Here is a 21,887-nt window from a genome sequence, read left to right as displayed (position 1 = left end):
GATCAGAAACAGGAGAAAATTGAATGCTGCCCGTCGAAGTTCGCAAATTCTACCTTCAGATCGAGGAGATCTTCCATGACGGTGGCCCGGTGGCCGACACGCCGCCGCGGCGCGGCGTCATCATGGCGGTCGTCGCAAATCCGTTCGCCGGCGGATATGTCGAGGATATTACCGGCTACATGGACACGCTGAAGCCTCTTGGCCTCGATATGGCACAGCGCCTGCTGGCAGCGCTTGGCGGTGATGTCGCGGTTATCGAGGGTTACGGCAAAGGCTCGATCGTCGGTGAGGCCGGTGAGCTGGAGCACGGCGCCCTTTGGCATGTGCCTGGCGGTTATTCGATGCGTGAGGTTCTGGGCAACGCGAAGGCAATCGTCCCTTCGGCCAAGAAGGTCGGCGGGCTGGGAGCAAGGCTCGACGTGCCGATCACTCACATCAATGCCTCCTATGTCCGGAGCCACTTTGACGCAATCGAAGTAGGCATCCCGGACGCCCCGAAGCGCAATGAGATCGTCTTCGTCCTTGCCATGACGACGGGTCCCCGGGTTCATTCGCGGCTTGGCGGCTTGGCAGTTGCCGACATCAAGGGCGAGGATGGGCTGCGATGAACCTTGAGATCAGGCGGATCGTCACCTTCGTCGAGGAGACGCTGAGCGAGCAGGGGCAAGTGGTACAGCCGCCCGTCCGGCGCGCGGTTGCTGCCGCGGTTGTCAAAAATCCCTATGCCGGCGCCTTCGTCGCCGACCTATCTCCGCTCTATGACCTGGCGACGCCGCTTAGTGAGATGCTGGTGCAAAGGACAATTGCTCTGCTCGGTGTACCTGCCTCAGCCATCCACAGTTTTGGCAAAGCGGCTGCCGTTGGCGAGGATGGCGAGCTGGAGCATGCGGCGGCCTTCCTGCACCCGAAGCTTGGGGCACCGATCCGCGCTGCACTGGCTGGCGGCGCGTCTATCATTCCGTCCTCCAAGAAGCGGGCAGGTCCGGGCGCCATCTTCGACATTCCGCTTGGCTACAAAGATGCGGTCTATGTCCGCAGTCACTTCGACGGCGTCGAGGTCCGTATACCCGGTGCACCGAAGGCCAATGAGATCGTCATCGCCATCGCCTTGACGACCGGTGGGCGGCCCCTGCCACGTGTCGGTGGGCTGCAGCGCGCGGACGTAATAGGAAAGGATGGACTGCGGTAACGCAAGTCTTTGGTCGACCTGTTGAGCGCCGGTTTTTTATCGAACGGTCGTCAATCCTTAAGGAAATAACCCAGGATCACTTTAGGAGTGCCAGCATTGCGAGGAATCGTCGCTGGTCCCTGGGTTTCAGCGGTGCCAGCACCTCGTCGCTAACCCGCTTTGCGATCGGCAAGGTTTCCAATGCGAAATCGATACCCTTTTCGGTGAGGGCAACCAAATTGACACGCTGGTCCTCATCCGATGGGACGCGTTGCAGGAGGCCCGGATCCTGCAGTCGCTGCAGCATAGGGCTCAATGTCGCAGTGTCGATCGCCGTCAGGCGGCCGAGATTGATCTGCGACATCGGTCCATAGCGCAAAAGGGTCGCGAGGATCGCCGATTGCGGTGGAGTCAGCGCATAACCTTCGAATGCTTTCTGGAAGATCGCCGTGGCTCTCTGATGCGCGAGCCGGATGATATGGGCATTGTGCTCCTCGAGCTTGTAGCCGATTTCGGCGAGCCGCAGGTCTATCGCCTCCCGCGATCTCGGCGCGTTATCCGCGGGTTGCTCGCGCGAACACTTGCCACCCTTCGGAGTTCGATCCTGGGTCTCGAGGGTTCCCATCGCTTATGCTTCGAAAATCTGGTTGGAAATCGCGATTTTACCGGCCAAGGCCGCGGTTACCGTCTCGGTGTCGGAGACCGTGCCGAAATGGGTGGCAATATCGTAAAGCGTCGAAACATGTTCGCGTGGTCCGGTCGCGGCACAGGCGTCGTGCGGCACGACGATATCGTAGCCCTGGAAAAAGCCGTCATGCACTGTCGATCGCACGCAGATGTTGGTGACGACACCAAAGACGACGAGCTGCGAGATCAGCATGTCTTTCAGCACGAGATCGAGGTCGGTCTGGAAGAAGGCCGAATAGCGGTGCTTGACGACGACGATGTCTTCGTCCTGCACTTCGAGATCGTCTATGACCTGCGTCGCCCAGGTATTCTCGACGCCATGCGGCGTGCGCTTCACCCATTCGCGATCTCGCCGCATGTTCTTGCGATGGGAATCGACGACGAAGATCACCGGCACGCCATTGGCTCGGGCAGCAGTGATCAGTGCCTTCTGCTGCGGCATCAGTGTTTCATAGCCGGGCAACACCATCCGTCCGCCGGGCTTGCAGAACTCGTTGATCATGTCGATGACGATGACTGCCGTCTTGGTCGGGTCGAGTATCGCTGCGTCATCGTGGCGGTGGGCGGAAAATACGTCGGTCATCCGAAAAACTCCGTGGTTCGTGGCGGGTCAGTCGCGCAGCAGCGTGTACATCAGTTCGAAGAAGCGGTCTGAATCGACACGGCTGGCCACCTTGCAGTTGGTCCCCAGTCCGCGCAGGTTCCAGTAGTCGGCAACCGTGGCGCCGAAAGTATGCGTCCCGGTCAGGTCGATCTCGACATGAGCGTCGCGCGTTTCAATCAAGGTCGGATCGATGACCACCGCCAGCGCCAGCGGGTCGTGTAGCGCGCCGCCGACGCCCATCTGGCCGCGATGCAGCTTCTCATAAAATTTCAGCCAGTCCAGAACGACCTCACCGAGCTTGGTGTCGATTTTCCGCAACTCGGCGAACTGCTCCTCTTCGACCAGCACGTGCATAGTGACGTCGAGACCGACCATGGTGATGTCGAGCCCGCTTTCCAGCACGATTCTAGCGGCCTCGGGGTCGCAGAAGATATTGAACTCGGTCGGAGTGATGTATTCCGTCCGCCGGTAGAAGGCGCCGCCCATCAGCACGATCCTGGCGATCTTGTGCTTCAGCTGCGGATATTTCAGCAGAAACATACCGATATTGGTCAAGGGTCCCGTCGGCACCAGAACCACCGGTTCTTCCGCCTCGGACAGCACCTTGGCGATGAAGTCGACGCCATGCATGTCGACGAGCGGCATCGACGCCTCGGGCAGATAGGTCGTGCCATCGAGGCCACTCGGCCCGTCAGCTGTGCCGAGCACGAGGGAGCGCGCCAGCGGCGAAACACAGCCGGCTGCGATCGGCACATCGGTCGCGCCGATGAACTCGAGAATCCTCCGCGCATTGGTGGTGGTGCGGTCAAGGGTGGCATTGCCGCAGACCGTCGTTACCCCGAGAAGGTCGATGGCTGGAGAGCGATGCGCCATGACCAGGGCGATGGCGTCGTCATGACCTGGATCGCAGTCTATGAGCACAGGGATTTTCTTCATCATCATTTTCCTATGCCAATGCGCCAATGGCGCTCTTAAACAATTTCAGGAATTTCTTGCCGTCGAGGTCCTGGCAGATGCGGGTCGTCGCAGGTCCGGAAAACGGCAGTATCTGTCGGCCGCGGAATGCCACCGTTTGGCCGCGCACCAAGCGTTCGCTGAGGGCAACATCTACGAACAGCGGCTCTGTCATGGAGAAGAATTCTGGATGCAGCACTGCACTCACCGCGATCGCGTCATCGAGCGGAAAGCCGACGAGCTTGAAGAACTCCCGCCAGATGTCGATGTAGATCGGAAACGTCCTCTGGACGTAGGACACCACGGTGCTGTCGGGATAGAGCGATCCGAGATCGTTCAGGTCGTCGCGCGTCAGCATGGAGGCAGCGACGCGGTTGTCCTCGCAGACGTCGAGCGGGACGAGGATGACTGGCGCGCCGCTGGCAAGCACCACGCGTGCCGCTTCCGGGTCGGCCCAGATGTTGTATTCGGAGACCGGTGTCATGTTGCCGGGCGTCTGGAAGCAGCCGCCGAGGACGACGATCTGCTTGACCAAACCGGCGATATCGGGGGCCATGCGCAGCGCCAGGGCAACATTCGTTTGTGGTCCGGTTGCGACGATCGAGATCTCGCCGGGATTGGCCCGCACGGTATCGATGATGAAGTCCGTGGCGTGCTTTTGCATCGCCTGGCGTTTCGGGGGAGGGGCCTTCGGATTGAAGTCCCTCAGCCGGTCGCCAAAGCGCGCCTGCAACTGCTTTTCGAAATTCACGGGCGCCAGCATGTCAGCGGCCGAATTGCCGACGATTGGACGGAAGGCGCCAGCGGCGACCGGGATATCGTCGCGGCCTGCCAGCGATAGCGTGTTGAGGACGACGTTGGTAACCTGCTCGATGTCGCCGGCCGCCCCGGTGCAGGCAGTGACGCCCTCCAGTGAGATACCTTCGCATCCGAGCGCAAAGAGGATGGCAAGGATGTCGTCACCGGCCGAGTCCACATCCAAAATTATTCGTTCCATCATGGCTCCTTGGCCTTACGCCCGTTTGAGAAGAGAGAAGCTTTCAAGCGTTTCCCGGACGACCTTTGGCCGCTGGCGGTAGGTCAGCCCGAACAGTGCCAACAGCGACACCAGATAGGGCACCATCAGCACGAGGTAGGAAGAGACGCCGAAGGTCTGTAGCCGCAGCGAGGCGGCGTCGGAAAAGCCGAACAGCAGGCAGCCGAACAGCACCTTCAGCGGGTCGCCATTTGAAAAGATCAGCACGGCGACGGCCATGAAACCGCGGCCCGACGACATGTTCTCGGCAAACATGGTGATATAGCCGAGCGACAGATGCGCACCGGCCAGGCCCGCGAGCACGCCGCAGAGCAGCGAAGCAATGTGCTGCATCCGCGCTGATGGGATGCCGATCGCCTCGGCTGCCTCCGGCTTCTCGCCGACGACGCGGATATAGAGGCCGAGACGCGTGCGATAGAGGATCAGCCAGACAAGGAAGACGGCGATGAAGGCGAAATAGACGAGTGGCGTGTAACCGGACAGCACGCGGCCAACTTGGCCCAGCATGGCGATGCCAGGAATGTCGATCCGCGGCAGCCCGACAATGTCGCCGCGGACAATTGATCCACGCACGCCGAAGATCGCCTTGGTGAGCGAGATCGTCAGGCCGCCGGCGAGGATGTTGAGCGCCAGGCCGACGACAACCTCGTTGGCCCGTAATGTGACGACCAGCAGCGAGAACAGTCCGGCCATGGTCACGGCCGCTAGCACGCCGCATAGCACGCCGCCCAGCGCCGAGCCGGTCCAGATTGAACCGAGTACGGCGCAGAAGGCACCCATCAGCATCTGTCCCTCAAGGCCGATGTTGAAGATGCCGGCCTTGGTGGTGAAGGTGCCGCCGAGCGCGACCAACAGGATGGGCGCGGTCGTGCGCAAGGTTGCGGCAATCAGCGCCAGATTGAAGATCTTTTCTAGAATTTCCATCGACGCTCTCCCTGACGGCTGTCGCGGCGGCGGCGCACTAGAATCTGCGCCGAAACGCAGAGAATGATCAAGGCCTGGATCACCGTGATGATTTCGCGCGACGCCGTCGTCTCCACCTCCATCAGCAGCGATCCTGCCCTGAGCGCGCCGAAGAATAGCGCCACGCCGACCATGCCGATCGGGCTGCCATTGGCAAGAAGGGCGGCGATCACGCCATCGAAACCGAAGCCCGGCGCAAAGCCTTCCATGAAGCGATGGTGCACGCCGAGCGTCTCGACACCGCCGGCCAGCCCGCCGACTGCGCCTGACACCAAAAGGATGACGAGGATGTTGCGCTTGACTTTAACGCCGCCATATTCGGCGAACTTCAAATTGGCCCCCATGGCGCTCATCGAGTAGCCGGCGCTGGTCCGCTTCAGGAACAGCTGCAGGCCAAAGGCAAGCGCGATGCCAATCAACAGCCCGAGATTGACACGGGAATCGTTCATCAGATGCGGCAGCTCGGCGGTGGCTGCAATGGGCGCCGTTTCCGACCAGCCGCCCGGGCGCTTGAAGATGCTGATCGTCAGATAGGACGTCAACAGCACGGCAACGTAATTGGCCAGGATGGTCGAGACGACCTCGTTGGTGCCGTAGCGGGCCCGGAAGAAGGCCGGTATCGCGACCCAGAGTGCACCCGCAAGGACGGCTGCCGCCAGCGCAACCAGCAAATGAATGACCGGCGGCAGAGTAAAGCCAAAACCGACCCAGGCGGCGGCAAAACCACCGACATAGAGCTGGCCTTCGACGCCGATATTGAACAGTCCGCCACGCAAGGCAATGCAGGCTGCCACACCGCAGATGATGATGGGGGTCGCCTGAAGCAGCGAGCCAGCGATGCGTTCGCTATTGCCGAACGCGCCGCGCAATAACGTCGCGAACACATGCGTGGGATTTTCGCCAACGGCAATGATGATGATCGCACCGCCGATTAGCGAGATGCCGATAGCCAGCATCTGGCCGAACATGCCCTCGGCCCAGTCGGGGAATTTCATACGGCGCTTTGGTGCGACCAGGACCGTTTGTGCGTCGTCGCGGCTCGCGGTCATGAGGCCACCTTCATTTCACCGGCCTGGCGTCCGGCCATCAGGAATCCGATCTCGTCCTCGGTCGTGTTGTCCGGATCGACTTCTCCGACGATACGCCCGGCAAACATCACCAGGATACGATCGGCCAGCTTGAGAACTTCGTCCAGCTGCACGGAGATCAGCAGTATTGCGGCGCCGATTTGCCGTTGCCGGATGATCTCGTCGTGGATTCCTTCCATGGCACCGATGTCCACGCCGCGTGTCGGCTGATCAATGAGCAGGAAGGGTGCTCCACGGGAGAATTCACGGGCCAACACGACCTTTTGCATATTGCCGCCGGATAGCGTCCTGACCGCGGCTCGATGGCCGGTCGCACGGATGTCAAACTGCTTGATCAGCCGTTCGGCTTGCTGCTTGACATGCGTCCAGCGAATGAAGCCGCACTTGGCAAACGGCGCTGAGTGCTGCCGTCCCATCAGGATGTTCGACGCGATGGAAGCCGAGGCATCAACGCCGCGCACCAATCTGTTACCTGGCACATGCGAGAGCCCGGCGATGCGAACGGTTAGCGGATCCTGCCCCTGCACGGGCGTCTGGCATAGTTGGATGACGCCGTGGCTCGGTTGGCGTAGGCCTGAAATCACTTCCGCCAGTTCGGTCTGGCCATTGCCATCGACGCCAACGATGCCGATGATCTCGCCGGCCCTGACCTTGAAATTGATGTCGCTCAGCGTCGGCAGGCCGCGATCGTCGCGGGCACAGACCTCGCGCAGATCAAGCACCGGCTCTCCCGTCACCGCGCCTCGCGGCCGGCGATCGAAATTGACGGCCCGGCCGACCATCATCCGGACGAGCTCGTCTTCCGAGACTTCGCTGGTCGGCCTGGTGCCGACCACGCGGCCGTCGCGAAGCACCGTGATCGTGTCGGAGACCTCCATCACTTCCGACAGGTGATGCGAGATGAAGATCACCGTCATGCCTTTTTCCGTAAAGGATCGCAGGATTTGGAATAGGTCCCGGCTTTCCTGCGGCGTCAGTACGGCTGTGGGTTCGTCCAAAATGACAATCTTCGCACCGCGGGCGAGCACTTTGAGTATCTCGACCCTTTGCTCGATACCAACCGAGAGCTCTGCAACGCGACGATCCGGATCGACCTGAAGGCCGAAGGCTGTCGACAGTTCGCGGACCCGTGCGCTCTGCGCTTTGCGATCGATGAGACCGCCTTTGGTGATTTCCATGCCGAGAAAAATGTTTTCGGCAACGGTCAGCGACGGCACCAGCTTGAAGTGCTGGTGCACCATGCCGAGACCGAGCGCGATCGCCTTGCGCGGCGAATCCATCACCACCGGTTCACCATCAATGCTCAGAACCCCTGCGTCTGGCTGGTAGAGGCCGAAGAGGACATTCATCAACGTCGTCTTTCCAGCACCGTTCTCCCCGACCAGCGCATGGATCTCGCCCTTGCGAACCGCGAGATTGACGTCGCTGTTGGCCGTCTGCGGGCCGAAGCGTTTTGTGACGCCGGACATTTCGATCGCGTAAGCCATCAAGCTCTCATCGTTTTCAACGGCCATTGACCTAAATCAAAAAGGAGGGACTTGGCGCGAATAGAATCGCCGCGCCAAGTTGGACCAAGATTCCGAACTGGAGACCCGATCAGACCCTGGGCTTTGCTCTACTTGTTTAGAGCCACGGAGATCGTGCCGTCGGCGACGCCCTTGCGCATAGCTTCAAGCTTGGTCATGACATCGGTCGGGATCTTGTCCTTGACCTGATCACAAACCTTCAGCTCGACGCCGCCTGACTTGATGCCGTAGAGTACGGAGCCGTCCTTAATAGGATCGTCGCCACTGACCTGGCCTTTGATCATGTTGTAGACTGCGATGTCGCCACGTTTCATCATGGATGCCAAGATGTTGCCCGGTGCGGTGGCGCATTGGTCGATGTCAACGCCGATCGCGTATTTGTTGGCGGCCTTGGCGGCTTGAAGAACACCCTCACCAGTCGGCCCCGCTGCCTGGTAGATTATATCGATGTCCTGACCGTACATAGCCATCGCCACTTCGCTGCCCTTGGCCGGATCGTCGAAGGTGCCAGCAAACACACTGTTGACCTTCACGTCCTTGGAAGCTTTGGCGACGCCCTGCTCCATACCCATAAGAAAGTTATGAATGACGGGGATGTCGCGGCCGCCGATGAAGCCGACTTGCGAAGAGTCGGCGAAGCCGTCAACTTTTTCCGCTGTCAACATGCCCGCAAGGCCGCCCGCGAGGTATGAACCCTCTTCCTCTGAAAATTTGACATAGGTCATCGTCGGGCTATCGAGCACGCCATCAATGAAGACAAAGCGTTGCTTTGGGTAGGCGGCATGCGACTTCTGGAGCGCGTCGACCAATTCCCAGCCCATGACGAAGATGACATCGTAATTGCCATCCTTGGCCAGGTTGTTGAATTGCTCCTCATAGTCGAGCGCGCGATTACCGGTGTCAACGATCTTCAGCTCGATGCCGAGATCCTTCTTGGCCTTGTCTAAGCCATTGACGATCGAAATGCCGAAGCCCTGCGAGAAATATCCCGAAATCGCCGCGACCTTGAGCTGAGCGGCATCCGCAGCCGTTGCTCCGAAGGCCAGAGTGGCGATCATCGCCGAACTGGCAAGCACTTTCCTGAAAATCGAAATCATGATCGTTCCCACTCTGTTGTTGTTTGTTAGCCCGAACCACCGTTTCAAGCGCATCCCAGTCAGCGCAAGTCGATCTATATAGTTCGTGGACGAACTAAACTGCGCCGCAAATTCAACGTTTGTCAAGCAGGGTGCAATCAGAAATATTGTTGGACTACGGACGGCTTTTCCGCTTAACTTGCTCTGCGACGCGGGGTCGGCGGAGGTAAATGCAGGGATGCATATCTTGGTGACGGGTGCTGCTGGACTGCTTGGCCGCCATGTGGTGGAGGCTTATCGTGCCGCCGGCTTTGCCGTTACGGCCATGGACATCGTCGGCAACGAAAGCAACGATATAGTTGGTGCCAACCTTTGCGACCTTCCTACAGCGACGGCACTGATCAGGGACGTTGATTGCGTGGCGCATATCGCATCGATACCGCGCCCCGTAGGCTACGCGACAGATGATGTCTTCAGAACGAACATGGCCCTGATGTTCAACGTGCTGACCGCCATGGAAACGGCCGGCATAAAGAAACTGTTGTTTGCCTCATCCTTTAGCATCATCGGCCTGCCGTTTGCGCCGGCTCCGGTGCAGCTCGATTTTCTGCCGATCGACCAGTCCCACAGAGCCCAGCCGCAGGACATCTATGCCGTAACAAAATGGCTGGGTGAGGAGATGGTTGAAGCCTGGGTCAGACGCACCGGCGGGACGGCAATGAGCATCCGGATGCCCTGGATACAAACACCGGAGAGTTTCTTCCGGGATGTCGGGCCGCGCCGCCAGAGCTCTGATGCGCCTCTGGATCTTTGGGCCTATATCGACGCAAGGGATGCCGCAGAGGCTTTCGTCCGGGCTGCCAGAGCAGAGGCGACAGGTCATGAACGCATCTTCATTTCGGCCGACGATACCTATAGTGAAACGCCGTCACATCAACTGCTCGAGACGCACTATCCGGATTTGGAACTGCGGGAATATCTAGATGATCACGGTAGCCTCCTGTCGAATGCGTTGGCGAAGGATCTTCTGGGGTTTCAGCCACGTTATTCCTGGCGTTCTTACCCTGACCCGCTGGTTGCACACGAGATCTGAATCAAGAAGAGGCGTGCATCGAAATGACATTCGTACAGGATTTTGCAGGCAAGACAGTGCTTGTCACCGGCGGTGGCGGGGTCATAGGCAGTACGGCCGCCAGGATGTTTCTCGAGCGCGGCGCGAACGTCGTGCTGGCAGATATCGACGGGCAGACATTGGAAAGTAAGGCGTCAATGTTCGGGGTCGGGGACCGACTGGCAATTGTTGCTGGCAACTTGTCCGACGAGACCGCGGCGAAGGGAGCGGTCGATCTCGCTCTCAGGACATTCGGTCGTATCGACGTCGTCTTCAACAATGCGGGCATTTCGGGCATCGTCGCGCCGGTACATCTGCTCGAGGCGTCGGACTGGGACGCCATTGTCAACGCCAATCTTCGTAGCATGTTTCTTGTGTTGAAGTTTGCGGCAGCGGCGATGGTAAAACTGCAGATTGCCGGCAAGATCGTGAACATGGGATCATCAATGGCCGGATGGGACGTCCTTTCTGGAGGCGCTGGCTATGCCGCCACCAAGAGCGCCGTCGTCGGCCTGACCAAAGTCGCCGCCCTGGATCTGGCGCGCTATGGTATACGAGTGAACGCGGTATGCCCCGGTGTGATTGAGACGACGCTCGGTGTGCCCGGCATGCGAGGGGATGAAGACATTAAATCGGCGGTCGAGCATTTCGCTGAGCGGATTCCGCTCCGGCGGATCGGTCAGCCGGAAGACGTGGCAGAAATCGTTCTGTTCTTGGCCTCGGATGGGGCGCGCCACGTCAGTGGCGCGGCGTGGCTGGTGGATGGTGGACAGACGCTGCAAAGCTTCTCAAATGCGCCGACAAAGGGCGTGTATCCAAAGCGGATCAGGTCGATGGATGAGTAGATTGATCGATAACGCTGCTGGGGCCATTAGCTCAAAGTAGGTGGTGAAAAGAGCTCGGAGAATTTAACTCTGAATTCCGCTATGAATTGCGGTGAAACAGAGGGTTAGCCGCGCCTGCGCTGTTCCATAGATAAGGCGGATGAGCTGTTCATCGAACACGTAACTCTGGGCTTGGCTGCATCTTTTCGATGGGCAGGCAACGCATGTTTTTCGAACCACCACCAGAAGAGGTACCGGAGAAGACCATGTCCAGGCGAATTGCAGTGATCGGAGCGGGCATCAACGGCCTTGCCGTGGCCCGACAGGTTATGCTGGATCATTCGGGCATTGCCGTCACCGTCTTCGAAAAGGAGGCGAATGTTGCCCAGCACCAGTCGAGCCACAATTCTGGCGTCGTGCATGCTGGCCTCTATTACGAGCCGGGCAGCCTGAAGGCGCGGCTTTGCACCCGCGGCGCCGAACTAATTCGCGACTACTGTGTCGCCCACGCGCTGCCCTATGACGAATGCGGCAAGCTTGTGGTGGCGCTCAAGGACGAAGAACTGCCGCGGCTGGAGGCGATCCACAGGCGGTCGATCGCCAATGGCGTGCCTGGGGTCAGCCTGATCGGGCCTGAGCGGATGCGCGAAATCGAGCCGAACGGCGTCGGCATCCGGGCGCTACACTCGCCGCGCACAACCATAGTCAGCTACGAGGTGGTAGCCAGGCGCATCGCCGCCGAAATCAAGGAGTGGGGCGCCAGCCTCAGGCTCGGGACGAAGGTCGCCAAGATCACCGAAAGCAGCGACGGCGCCTATGTCGAGGGTGCCGAAGGGCGGCTCGACGACAAGCCCTACGACCATGTCATCGCCTGCTCAGGCTTGCAGTCGGATCGCCTGGCGTGCGCCTCGGGTGACGGGGACGAACCGCGCATCGTGCCGTTCTTCGGCCTCTACTACGTCGTCGACGCCGCCTTCAGAAAGCACGTAAAGGGGCTGATCTATCCGGTTCCGGATCCGCGCTTTCCCTTTCTCGGGGTGCACTTCACTAAGCGCATCGACGGCGAGATTACTATCGGCCCGAATGCCTTCATCTCGCTCGGCCGCGAAAACTATTCCGGCCGCCGCTTCGACCTGCGCGACATCGCCGATTTCGTCACCTTTCCCGGCTTCTGGAAATTTGCGGCCCGCAACAAGGCGGTGGCCATCCGAGAACTGAAGACCGTTCTCAGCCAGAACACCTTCGTGGCTGAAGCGGCGAAATATGTTCCGTCCCTTGCAGACGTAAAGGTAGTGCCCGCTACCCGAGGTATCCGCGCCCAAGCTATGAAGAACGACGGCCGGTTGGTAGATGATTTCGTTATCCGCAAGACGCGATATGTGACCCATATTCGCAACGCGCCGTCGCCCGGCGCCACATCATCCTTAGCAATTGCCGAGCACATCGCGAAAGAGATCGGGGCATTCCAATAGGGTCCATAAATTTGGTCTGGCAACTAGCGTTGAGCCAGTCGATGTCCCGATGACCGAATCTCAACTCAATTCTCGAACTCATGAGGTTCCATAAATCACCTTTACGCGCCAACTCCATGATATTGCTTAGAAAACGTCTCACATCGTGAGTGGTCAAGGGTTCAGATCGGATCAAGGCGATGATCGTCAGACTTTCGTGCTGGCACTGAGCCTAATCTTTTGACCGAAGCCCCTCGATCTCTCGCCGTTGCTCAGCATGTTTTTCGGGGTTCTGCGCCTTCAGCTTCTCGAGGTTGAGAACCTTCCAACGAACGGCCGGCAGATCGGCCGCTTGTGGCAACCCGATGGCTTCAAAATCTGGTTCGCCATCATGGAGCGACAACAAGAAGCGCAGTGCGTTGTCGTCGAGCCTTGCAAGAAGATCCGCCGTCATTTGCTCTCTCGCGGTTTTCAACTCATCGAGGCTGACGGGCTGTGTCGTCATTCCCTCAAACTCCTTCACGAATGCCTCTTCTAGCATTGCTAGGGAGGGCCTGACCAACTCGTGCGGTGGCCGCCCGGAACTTGCGACATAAATCAGGAATGTCCGAAACAACGCGTCTGTCAGCCCCTCGTTTTCATAGAGCAGCTTCACGTCGAACAGATCACGCGGATGCTGACGGTCAACTGCTGCATGCAGCTTCCCGCCGAACAGATCCTCGAACGAGACGACTTGCATCTCGGCGAACCCGAACGCTTCCTCGACTTTCTCGCTCACCCGCCGTCGTTCTGGCGGATGAACGGTGCCCCTCGCAACAGGAGAGGTCTCAACTTTGATTTCGGCGTTGCCCTGCCGGACAAGGAGGCGGGTATCATTGTTGCCGCCGCCTGCGATCCTCTGAACGCTCGTATTCCGCAGATTGCGCAGAAGGTCCTCGCGGATGTGATCAAGAATCGTGTCAATGTTTTTCAGCGTCGTTTCACGGTCTTCGATCGGCAGATAGGTCAGATCGATATCGACCGAGAGCCGCGGCATGTCGCGATAGAAGAGGTTGATCGCCGTTCCACCCTTCAGGGCGAAGGCCTCGTGGCGGGCGATGAATGGAAGGGTCCGCACTAGGAGGTCGACCTGGCGCATGTATTGGTCACGGGCCATAAGGGGCCTCCTTTGGCATCAAGTCATTCGGGACTGTGATGCGATAGATGGGGTGCAGCCGCCCGCCCGGTGTCATCGCCCGGTCGCCCTTGCCTAGATCGACGGAGGAGACGTCGATGTGCCGGCGCCAGGCATGATTGTGCTTGTCAGCAAACACGAAGAAGAGGCGCTTGGTTTTGACGCTTCGGCATAGGGTAAGGAGCGTCGTCAATAGTCTCGGGCGCAGATTTGCAAGGCTCTCGAACGCTACGTCCACCTTGTGGAAGCTTTCGCCCTTCGGGACCTCGTCTAGCATTTCAAGGATCGCGCGCTCGGGTGAGGACATCGGCATTGGCCAGCGCCATGGGCTTTGTGCCAGCTCTGGATCCTCGTCGTTGGAAAGGTCGAAATCCGCGTTTTCGACAGCGGTCGCCCCTTCGCCGAACAGGGCGTTACTCCTGGTCTTCACATCAGCGTCCGTCCGCAGCTTCGATAGCCATGTCGGGATATCGGATCCGTAGAGATAGAGGGCAAATTCGCTGCCGAACGAGAGGTAATGAGCATGTCCCCGCAGGGAGAGGGAGCTCGAACCGCCGACATGGAACTCATGCCGCATGAGCCAGACGGCTGACAGCAGGGGTATCTTCCAGCCCCCGACAGCTTCTGGATTGGTATCTGAGGAGAATGGGCGGCGGTACACGCCAGACATGACCGGCTCAAGCCAGCCCTGCTTGAGATAGCCTGACACGGATTGTCGCGAGATGGTATGGCGGGCCATCCACCTCGAGTCCACTAGGAAGCCGGGAGGGACTTGCTGGAGAAGCTGCTTTAACTTCGTCTCTGATTGTCCATTCATGTTTGACGTTATGCCACAAAATTAAAGCAGGTGCGAATGAAACTTTATAAGTAAACCAATTTGTCAACTCTAAATTGACTATTTGCGGCAACGGAAAAGTGACGTGAGAGGTTCGATGTTCCTTGGGCGTAACGGACTCGGATCGCCTTAGACGGTTCAGTGCGACTGTGCGGTGTGCTCGCATTCTGGATACTGATTGCATCCGAGAAACCGGCGGCTACCGCGACCATTCCTTTCGACCAACTGGCCGACCCGGCATTTGGGACATCGATGCAGGGGATCGCCATCGATCGATTCAAATCGCAGATTGTCGCCGGCAATGTCGGAGAGTTCGCGGACATATCGCGAAGGCTCGCGGCTATTCGTAAGCAAAAAAACGCCGCGGCTTGCCCGAGTCAATGCGACATAGAAAAGGCGACGCTCTTCGGCAAACTCGAAGGTTTCTGGTCGTGGCATGACCAGATTGAGAAGTTCGTCGTCCTCGATCCGGCTCGGCACACCGTAATCGCCTTCGCTGATGTCGAGCAGGATTGTGTAGTCGGCCTCGAGCCCCTTGGCGCGATGGAACGACAGTCCCGAAACCTCGATACTTTCGAATTTTGGCGGTGTACCCCTGAACGGATCGAGCTGGTTATAGCGCCATAGGACCATGACGTTGAGCTTTTCGCGCCCCTCTGTCCGCCATTGCCCCGAAATCCCACCCAGGAACGAATTTAGCCGTTGCAAGAGCTGGTGACACGCCTTGCCGAATTCCGGCTTGCTCCCTTCACCACTGATCGGAATGACCAGGATCGATCGTGGGATGGTCGGTCGCGTCGAGCGTACCGACTTCTTCAGTTGAGCCGAGTTTCGCTGCACGAAGCTGGCGGCCGTCTCAGATATGAGCTGATTGCATCGGTACGTTTGCCCCAGACGACCTTGCCAGCTCGATCCGAAGTTCGCCTCGAACTGCGTGAAAATGGTAATGTCAGAACCGGCAAAACGATATATCGACTGCCAGTCGTCACCAACGGCAAAGATTTTGGTGAACGGCTTCTGGTGTTTCAGCGCCTTGATCAGATTCGCGCGCGGCTCCGATATATCCTGGAACTCATCGACAAGGATCAGCGAGTAGGGGCTCCGGAATTGCCCCGTCTCCACGAGACGTGTGGCGTTGGCGATCATCGGGTCGAAGTCGATGCGTTTGGCCTGGTCCAGCTTCCGTGAATAGGATTCCGTGATCTTCCAGATCACCTGAGCGAATTCTCGTGCGCGGGTCCGGTCATGGAGCGATTTGGCCCGCTCAAACAGCATGTCCAGGGTGAGGTGGCTAGCCCGGATGTGCTTGATACAGACCGCTATCAGCTTGTGATAGTGCTTGATGACCACTGGCTCGAGACGTTTGACGATTGCCGTGTAGCTTTTTTGTTGGAGCGGAATGCCTCGTTTCGTGATTTCTGCCTGTAGGGCTGTGAGCAGCGATCCGTCGCGCGCTTGCGCCGATGTCGTCTGGAATACGTCGATGCCGGCATTGCGGTAGGCTGTCATCTTATGTTCGGCATTGGTGATGTCGTTGTCGAACGGGGAGGAACCGTCCCCATTGATGGCGAGGTGCTCATGGATGGTGTTGATGGCAGGGTAGTGGAAGTCTGGATGCACATGCCGGATCTCGCCATTATCCTCTTCAATGGGGATCTGACGCTCGTATTCGAATTCGACGGACTGCAACCAGAGCCAATTGACGATCGTCTGTTCCTGAAGTGATTTTACATAGATGCCAGCCATCGTGCCAATGGTCGCATTGCCTTTTCTTCGACGTGCGGAGAGGTACCGCTCGTAGTCCGCCTTGGAATCGAACACTTCTGCCGGAATATCCGCCTTGAGATGAAGGACGAGGAGATTGACCCAGAGCCGGGCGAATTCCGGATCCGACCGCAGTAACTCGTCAATGATCTGTTCAATGACCTTCGCCTCGCCAGCGGGATGCTCCACCCAATCGGCTAGCTGAGGCGGGCGGCCATCGACCTCTTCGATAATGCCGCGACCGAGCGCATGAAACGTCGTAACCTTGCTTTCCAGATCGTCCGGCTCGACTGCCAACTGACGCGCTATTCGCTCCTTCAGCTCGTCGGCCGCGCTCTTGTTGAAGGCGAGCACCAGGATCACTTCCGGGCGATAAAGCTGTTTGTCGAGCACATATGCAACCTTGCCGACCATCGTGGCGGACTTGCCCGATCCGGCGGAGGCGACAAGAAGATTGTTGTCTTCTAGTCGAATGCAAGCTTCGCGCTGCTGATCGGACAACGAGCGGCCGTCCAGATCGCCGAAGAACGATCGGTATCTCGCCAGCTCGGCCGAAACAAACGCATCGTTATATCTATGGCGCACATCCGGATCGGTGATGAAGGCGAGCGATCGGGGAAGTGTCGCCTTCATAGTCGCTGGCATCAATTCCGGATCGAACAGAGGGTGCGAAAGCGCCGCGGCGGCATCACCCTCCACACTGGCAATGGCCCGCGCAAGGTCAGCATGGGCTAGATATTGCCGTTGACCCTCCACGATAACCATCAGCTTCGCATGCACCGCGTTCAGATGCTGGGTATTGGACCCGATCAGATCGAAAAGGTGGTTGTTGACAAAACTGTGGAGATCAGTCGCCAGCTGGGTTGCGGCCTCTTCTCCAAGGCAGGGTAGGCTATAGACATGGTTGCCAGTCCTGACTTCGACCGAATGCCAGAGCAACGCCTTGCCAACGAAAATGGCTGCAATATCGAGGCAAGCGAGATTGTTGGCGCCGTTCTGGGTAATTTGTATGGTCGCAGGGAAGGACAGGCGCAGCATCACCTTCCATTTCCCTTGCGGAAGGAAGCGCGCAACGAAACCAGGCCGGTATGTTTGAACACGATCAGACATCAGGGCTAAGATCTACCAGAACGTCTAGTCCGGAAGCCATGCGCAATCGATCCATTGCTGTTCATGCCGCTTCGCGAATTCCGTCATCTCACGGACATTGGCCTGAGGTGTCTGGCAGGCTCGGGCGCAAGTGATGACCACATCGCGGTAAAAAGTCTGAGAAACTGGCCGGATACCCTCATAGTTTAGAAGTAGGTCGGGAAGCCGTTCCGTGACCGCCTCGCCGCGAGGAGCCATGACAATGGTCGGCGGCGTACTGTGTGCGTTTATCAAGACGTACCTCCAGCTCGGATCGGCCTGTCCATGAGCCGGAACGAGCTCGCAGGGGCAGGCATCACCGCCTCCGGAAATCTCCTGATAGATCGCCTCGATCGCCTTGGCTTTTCTGGCGATCAGAACGTAAGGTCCCGCGGGCATATAGCCGCCCATCCGTTCGTCGTAATCGATACCCAATAGACGCCTCACGTCGTAGTGGGTCGACTGGTCGAGGGACGCACGTTCTGAGGTAAACCATTGCAGTTGGCGCAGGGTGATCCCGGCTGCGGCTGCGATTTCTTTCGGTGGGTTGGGCCAGCAGGCTACCAGGTTCCGGGCGATTTCAACCGTATTGTCGTGCTCTTCGTAGGCCGGGAATTCGTCGTCATCATCGTTGTCATCGTCTGACGGGTCTTCTCCCGAAATCAGCCAAGTCCTTCGGCTCATACCGTCGTAATGAAAATGGCGGGGCTGATCGGGTGGGAGCGCTGTTTCCCAGGAAGAGAGCCATGGGCCTGCTTCCCAGCCGCAGTATGCGGGGAGAACAGACGATGGATCGCGCATAGGCAAGTCCAGCCATTGCTGAATGCTGCCCTCCAACTTTCGATTGCTGGGCCTGAGAGGACCGCGGTCCGCTCTCCAGTCGTGATCCTCATGTGCGTCGCGACAAAGGGATTCAACTGATGCGGCCAGCGACATGTCTGCCGGGGCGTGTTTCTTCAAAAGCCACACAGAAGCATCTTGGGCTGATCGCAGAGATGCAGGAACTGTTTTATCCTTGGCGTCAGCAATCTCAAGGCGGGTGCCGATTCTGGCCAGATCAGTCGCCAACCCCGGATCTGCATGTGCTACGTAGCGGTTTACGCGCAGGACATCGGGTATGCCGCGCAAACCCTCAGCAACTCTCCACGCTGTCAACAGCACCTCTCTCAACGATTTAGGCTTGTCGATCGCAGAGAACGTCAACCAACGGATCGGCAACCCGGCGACCGTGACGCCATATAGTATAATAGGATCCAGCCCGCGTTGTTTTGCATCCGCCAGTCTTATGGGATCGCGAACAGCCACAATGCCGTGTTGAGGATGGTGAAATAGTAATTTGGCGATCGAAACGTAGAAATGATGTTCCCGGTTTGGCTGTTGTGTCTCATCGCTCATGGCTTCTCTCGAAATCATCAAATCAATGCCGGCATCCTACGATTTCGAGACCCAACACAAAAGTAATTCCAAACTTCAAATAGGGATTGTTCGCGAATTTGTAGTCTTACGTCGTCAAGGCGATTGCCGATCGGGAGAATGCTGGTCGCCGCTGAACGCGACCGCCGCGCTTTGCGATCAGTAAATCAAGTGTTTTCAGTCATTTGGAGAATGTAACAGATCGTCGATGGTTCGTACCCCTTCAAGGCGTCAGACTATTCTTTCGGCTGTAGATACTCGCTCTGCAATTCCCCTCAAACTGAGGATTTGATGAACTCCTGTACGCGTTGGGCGAAGGCGCTCATTTCGAACGGTTTCGTGACGACCTGCATGCCGGGATCGAGATGGCCATGACTGAGGACAGCCGATTCAGCATAGCCCGTCACGAACAGGACCTTGAGCCCAGGGCGTAGTGCGCGGGCTGCGTCGGCGACCTGGCGCCCGTTCATGCCGTTCGGCAAGCCGACGTCGGTAATCAGAAGATCGATCCTCGCGTCCGAACGAAGGACTTTCAGCGCTTCGGGTCCATCGCCCGCCTCCAAGGTACGGTAGCCAAGATCCGCAAGCGAATCGACAACAAGCATGCGGATCAACGCCTCGTCATCGATTACAAGAACAGTTCCGCCACCTACCGCATGAGGTAGGACAGTTTTGGTGTCGGCATCGGCGGAGGCATCTTCCACCGTCGCATGACGAGGCAGGAAGATCGTCACGGTGGTGCCTTTCCCGACTTCGGAATGAATCCTTACACGCCCGCCTGACTGGTTTACGAAACCGTGGATCATCGACAGACCGAGACCGGTACCGAGACCAATCGGTTTGGTCGTGAAGAAAGGCTCGAATGCACGCGCTACGACATCAGGTGTCATACCGACACCATTGTCGGACACCGCCAGTGACACATAGTCTCCGACCGGCATGTCCCGCATCCTCGACCCCTGCTTGTCGATTGTCCGATTGGCGGTTTCGATAGAAATATTCCCCCCATCGGGAAGTGCGTCGCGAGCGTTGATGGCGAGGTTAAGGAGGACATTTTCTAACTGGTTCGGATCGACGAGTGTCGACCAAAGTCCCTCGGTGCCATGGAATTCGACTGCGGTTTGCGGACCCACTGTCCTGCGGATCAAATCCTCCATGCCAGCCACCAAGCGATCGACATCCGTCGGCTTCGGCTCCAGTGTCTGTCGGCGCGAGAAGGCCAACAGTCGGTGCGTCAAGGCCGCCGCCCTTTTTGCCGCACCTTGAGCGCCTGTCATGTAGCGATCGAGTTCGTCGAACCGTCTTTGCTCAAGACGGGTCTGCATCAGATCAAGCGAACCGGAGATGCCCGCGAGCAGGTTGTTGAAATCATGAGCAAGACCGCCCGTAAGTTGCCCGACAGCTTCCATCTTTTGACTTTGCCGCAATGCTTCCTGGGCCTGCTCCAGTTCCGCCTCGCGTGCCTTCACATGGCTCAGGTCGCGCCCGACGGCGATAAAGTTGACGCCATCGAGCTCAGGAGCAACGGTCCATTCGATATGCTTCCAGCCGCCATCGCTGGTGGCGATCCGGTTTTCGAAGCGAGCTGGCTGCCGGGTTTCCGCCATACGGCCGATTGCCTCGATCGTCGGTGGCTCGTCATCGGGATGCATGAAGCTGGCGTAGCCTCGCGTGAGCAACTCGCGCTCGCTCCAGCCAAGCACTTGCGTCCACGCAGGACTGACCGCCGACATCATGCCGCTATAGTCGGCCCGCGCCAGCATGTCCTGGGAGAGGTTCCACAACCGATCGCGTTCCGCTGAGCGAGCCTCGACCTGGGCCTCGAGCGTCTCGTTCAGTTCGCGCAGACGCGCTTCGCTCTCGCGCAATGCATGCCCGCCGCGTGCGCGCTCTACGGCGATCCGCGTGCGCTCCGCAAACTCCTTGATCAACGCGAGATCACCTTCGCTCCAGTTGCGCTTTTCGCCGTGGTTGACGAAGAACACGGCGACGAGTTTTCCCTGTTCGAGGACAGGGGCGTTCACGAAGGCCCGAGTGTTTTTTTCTTCCAGGGTTACCGCGGCTAGACCAGCTGTCCTGGCATCGGTGCGCACGTCGTCGATCACTGTAAACTCGCCACGCTTCAGACTGTCAATGAACGACCCATAATCCCGTAAGGATAAAGTGCCCGCGAGGGTGTCTACCCCCGGCGCGGTCCAATCGCGGCCTGTGTGCAATGTTTCGGCATCATGATCGATGGCGGCGTACCCCACCCGGGTGCTGCCCATCGTTCGACCGAGGACCTCGGCGGCGGCGTAGGCGATATCCGCTGGCTCTTCCAGTTCGCGGATAGCCTGCGTCAGGTCCACAAGTGCATCGCGGCGGATTTCCGCGGCCTTGCGGGCTGTAATGTCAAGCGCAGTCCCGGTGACACGCAAGCAGCCGCCCGACGCGTCGAACACGCCACGCCCCTTCGCGGCAACCCACCGCACGATACCGTCTTCCTTTCCGATCGTACGGTATTCGACATCATACAAGGCTCGCCCTTGCGGATCGGCAGCAGCGAGGAAAGCTGCCGTGGTCGGTTCGCGATCGTCGGGATGGAGTCCGTTGTAAAAGTCGTCCATGGTCACCGGGACATCGGCGGAGATACCGAACATCGCCTTGGTGCGCGCAGGCCATACCAGCGTGTCATTGACCAAATCGACATCCCAGAGGCCGACATCTGCATTGGAGACGGCAAGGCGCAAGCGCTCCTCGCTCATGGCCAGTGCAGCCTGTTCTTCGGTCAGACGGCGCTCGAGAACGACGCGGGTCGTCGTCTCAGGCGTGATATTGAGCACAGCGGCCACACTTCCGTCTTCGTCTCGCAGGGCTGAAAGCGAGTAGTTGAACCAGGCGGTCTCTTTTCCCCCGCCTTCGAGCCGCGCCATGACGAACGGAGCATCCTCGAAATAAAGCGGGTCTCCGCCCGCACGAATGCCCTCGAACTGTGGCTTCAGCTCGTCCCATATCTCCGCCCAAACCTTTGCCCCAGGCTGCCCAAGGGCAGCAGGATGTTTTGCGGCAAGGATGCGTCGGTAGGGATCATTGTAGATGAGAGCGA

The 21,887-nt window shown here is 58.7% G+C and carries 18 protein-coding genes; 5 read left to right on the top strand and 13 right to left on the bottom strand.

Annotation, left to right across the window (positions count from 1 at the left end):
* The first annotated feature begins 23 nt into the window (after window positions 1-23).
* Both J5278_RS20030 and J5278_RS20025 read left to right on the top strand, forming a co-directional pair.
* Window positions 24-608: an amino acid synthesis family protein gene (locus J5278_RS20030; protein WP_142831135.1), complete on the top strand. Its 585-nt coding sequence runs from the start codon at window positions 24-26 to the stop codon at window positions 606-608.
* Window positions 605-1,189, top strand: coding sequence for an amino acid synthesis family protein (locus tag J5278_RS20025; RefSeq protein ID WP_142831136.1), 585 nt, complete (start codon window positions 605-607; stop codon window positions 1,187-1,189). Before J5278_RS20030 ends, J5278_RS20025 begins: the two co-directional genes overlap by 4 nt.
* A 76-nt stretch (window positions 1,190-1,265) precedes the next feature.
* On the opposite strand, the gene J5278_RS20020 is transcribed toward J5278_RS20025, so the two are convergent.
* The 8 genes from J5278_RS20020 to J5278_RS19985 form a co-directional block, all read right to left on the bottom strand.
* On the bottom strand, window positions 1,266-1,793 hold the full coding sequence (locus J5278_RS20020; protein WP_142831137.1) for a MarR family winged helix-turn-helix transcriptional regulator: 528 nt from the start codon (window positions 1,791-1,793) through the stop codon (window positions 1,266-1,268).
* A gap of 3 nt (window positions 1,794-1,796) precedes the next feature.
* Complete coding sequence (locus tag J5278_RS20015) at window positions 1,797-2,438, bottom strand: cysteine hydrolase family protein (protein ID WP_142831138.1); 642 nt, start codon at window positions 2,436-2,438, stop codon at window positions 1,797-1,799.
* 27 nt (window positions 2,439-2,465) lie between these two features.
* Window positions 2,466-3,398, bottom strand: coding sequence for a nucleoside hydrolase (locus tag J5278_RS20010; protein ID WP_374108299.1), 933 nt, complete (start codon window positions 3,396-3,398; stop codon window positions 2,466-2,468).
* Window positions 3,399-3,405: 7 nt separating this feature from the next.
* Window positions 3,406-4,410 (bottom strand): nucleoside hydrolase, encoded by a 1,005-nt coding sequence (locus J5278_RS20005; protein ID WP_142831140.1) that lies wholly within the window; start codon window positions 4,408-4,410, stop codon window positions 3,406-3,408.
* 15 nt (window positions 4,411-4,425) lie between these two features.
* Window positions 4,426-5,373 carry an ABC transporter permease gene (locus tag J5278_RS20000; protein WP_209186048.1) on the bottom strand — a complete coding sequence of 316 codons (948 nt, stop codon included), beginning with the start codon at window positions 5,371-5,373 and terminating at the stop codon, window positions 4,426-4,428.
* Window positions 5,361-6,407, bottom strand: a complete 1,047-nt coding sequence (locus J5278_RS19995) for an ABC transporter permease (RefSeq protein ID WP_209186076.1) — start codon at window positions 6,405-6,407, stop codon at window positions 5,361-5,363. Before J5278_RS19995 ends, J5278_RS20000 begins: the two co-directional genes overlap by 13 nt.
* 50 nt (window positions 6,408-6,457) lie before the next feature.
* Complete coding sequence (locus J5278_RS19990; RefSeq protein ID WP_209186049.1) at window positions 6,458-7,987, bottom strand: ABC transporter ATP-binding protein; 1,530 nt, start codon at window positions 7,985-7,987, stop codon at window positions 6,458-6,460.
* A 128-nt stretch (window positions 7,988-8,115) separates the two neighbouring features.
* A complete protein-coding gene (locus tag J5278_RS19985; protein ID WP_142831234.1) occupies window positions 8,116-9,123 on the bottom strand; it encodes a BMP family protein in 1,008 nt (335 codons plus the stop codon).
* A gap of 217 nt (window positions 9,124-9,340) precedes the next feature.
* On the opposite strand from J5278_RS19985, the gene J5278_RS19980 reads away from it, so the two are divergent.
* The 3 genes from J5278_RS19980 to lhgO all read left to right on the top strand — a co-directional run bounded on the left by J5278_RS19980 (window position 9,341) and on the right by lhgO (window position 12,509).
* Complete coding sequence (locus J5278_RS19980) at window positions 9,341-10,195, top strand: NAD(P)-dependent oxidoreductase (protein WP_209186077.1); 855 nt, start codon at window positions 9,341-9,343, stop codon at window positions 10,193-10,195.
* Window positions 10,196-10,218: 23 nt separating this feature from the next.
* Window positions 10,219-11,058 carry an SDR family NAD(P)-dependent oxidoreductase gene (locus tag J5278_RS19975; RefSeq protein ID WP_142831145.1) on the top strand — a complete coding sequence of 280 codons (840 nt, stop codon included), beginning with the start codon at window positions 10,219-10,221 and terminating at the stop codon, window positions 11,056-11,058.
* A gap of 245 nt (window positions 11,059-11,303) precedes the next feature.
* The gene (lhgO, locus tag J5278_RS19970) at window positions 11,304-12,509 is read left to right on the top strand and encodes an L-2-hydroxyglutarate oxidase (RefSeq protein ID WP_209186050.1); all 1,206 of its coding nucleotides are present in this window, start codon (window positions 11,304-11,306) and stop codon (window positions 12,507-12,509) included.
* Between the two features lie 211 nt (window positions 12,510-12,720).
* Here lhgO and J5278_RS19965 read toward each other — a convergent pair whose 3' ends face one another.
* From J5278_RS19965 to J5278_RS19945, 5 genes are all read right to left on the bottom strand, one after another.
* Window positions 12,721-13,644, bottom strand: coding sequence for a nucleotidyl transferase AbiEii/AbiGii toxin family protein (locus J5278_RS19965; RefSeq protein ID WP_209186051.1), 924 nt, complete (start codon window positions 13,642-13,644; stop codon window positions 12,721-12,723).
* On the bottom strand, window positions 13,634-14,479 hold the full coding sequence (locus tag J5278_RS19960; RefSeq protein ID WP_209186052.1) for a type IV toxin-antitoxin system AbiEi family antitoxin domain-containing protein: 846 nt from the start codon (window positions 14,477-14,479) through the stop codon (window positions 13,634-13,636). Before J5278_RS19960 ends, J5278_RS19965 begins: the two co-directional genes overlap by 11 nt.
* 156 nt (window positions 14,480-14,635) lie before the next feature.
* Window positions 14,636-17,371, bottom strand: a complete 2,736-nt coding sequence (locus J5278_RS19955) for a UvrD-helicase domain-containing protein (protein ID WP_209186053.1) — start codon at window positions 17,369-17,371, stop codon at window positions 14,636-14,638.
* Between the two features lie 24 nt (window positions 17,372-17,395).
* Complete coding sequence (locus J5278_RS31050) at window positions 17,396-18,784, bottom strand: hypothetical protein (protein ID WP_247749851.1); 1,389 nt, start codon at window positions 18,782-18,784, stop codon at window positions 17,396-17,398.
* Window positions 18,785-19,077: 293 nt separating this feature from the next.
* The gene (locus J5278_RS19945; RefSeq protein ID WP_247749318.1) at window positions 19,078-21,714 is read right to left on the bottom strand and encodes a PAS domain-containing protein; all 2,637 of its coding nucleotides are present in this window, start codon (window positions 21,712-21,714) and stop codon (window positions 19,078-19,080) included.
* Window positions 21,715-21,887: the final 173 nt, after the last annotated feature.

The organism is Rhizobium sp. B21/90 (assembly GCF_019355815.1).
Taxonomy (GTDB): Bacteria; Pseudomonadota; Alphaproteobacteria; order Rhizobiales; family Rhizobiaceae; genus Rhizobium; species Rhizobium rhododendri.
Note: the sequence above shows the minus strand (reverse complement) of the source record. Positions and strands in the feature narration are given on the sequence as shown.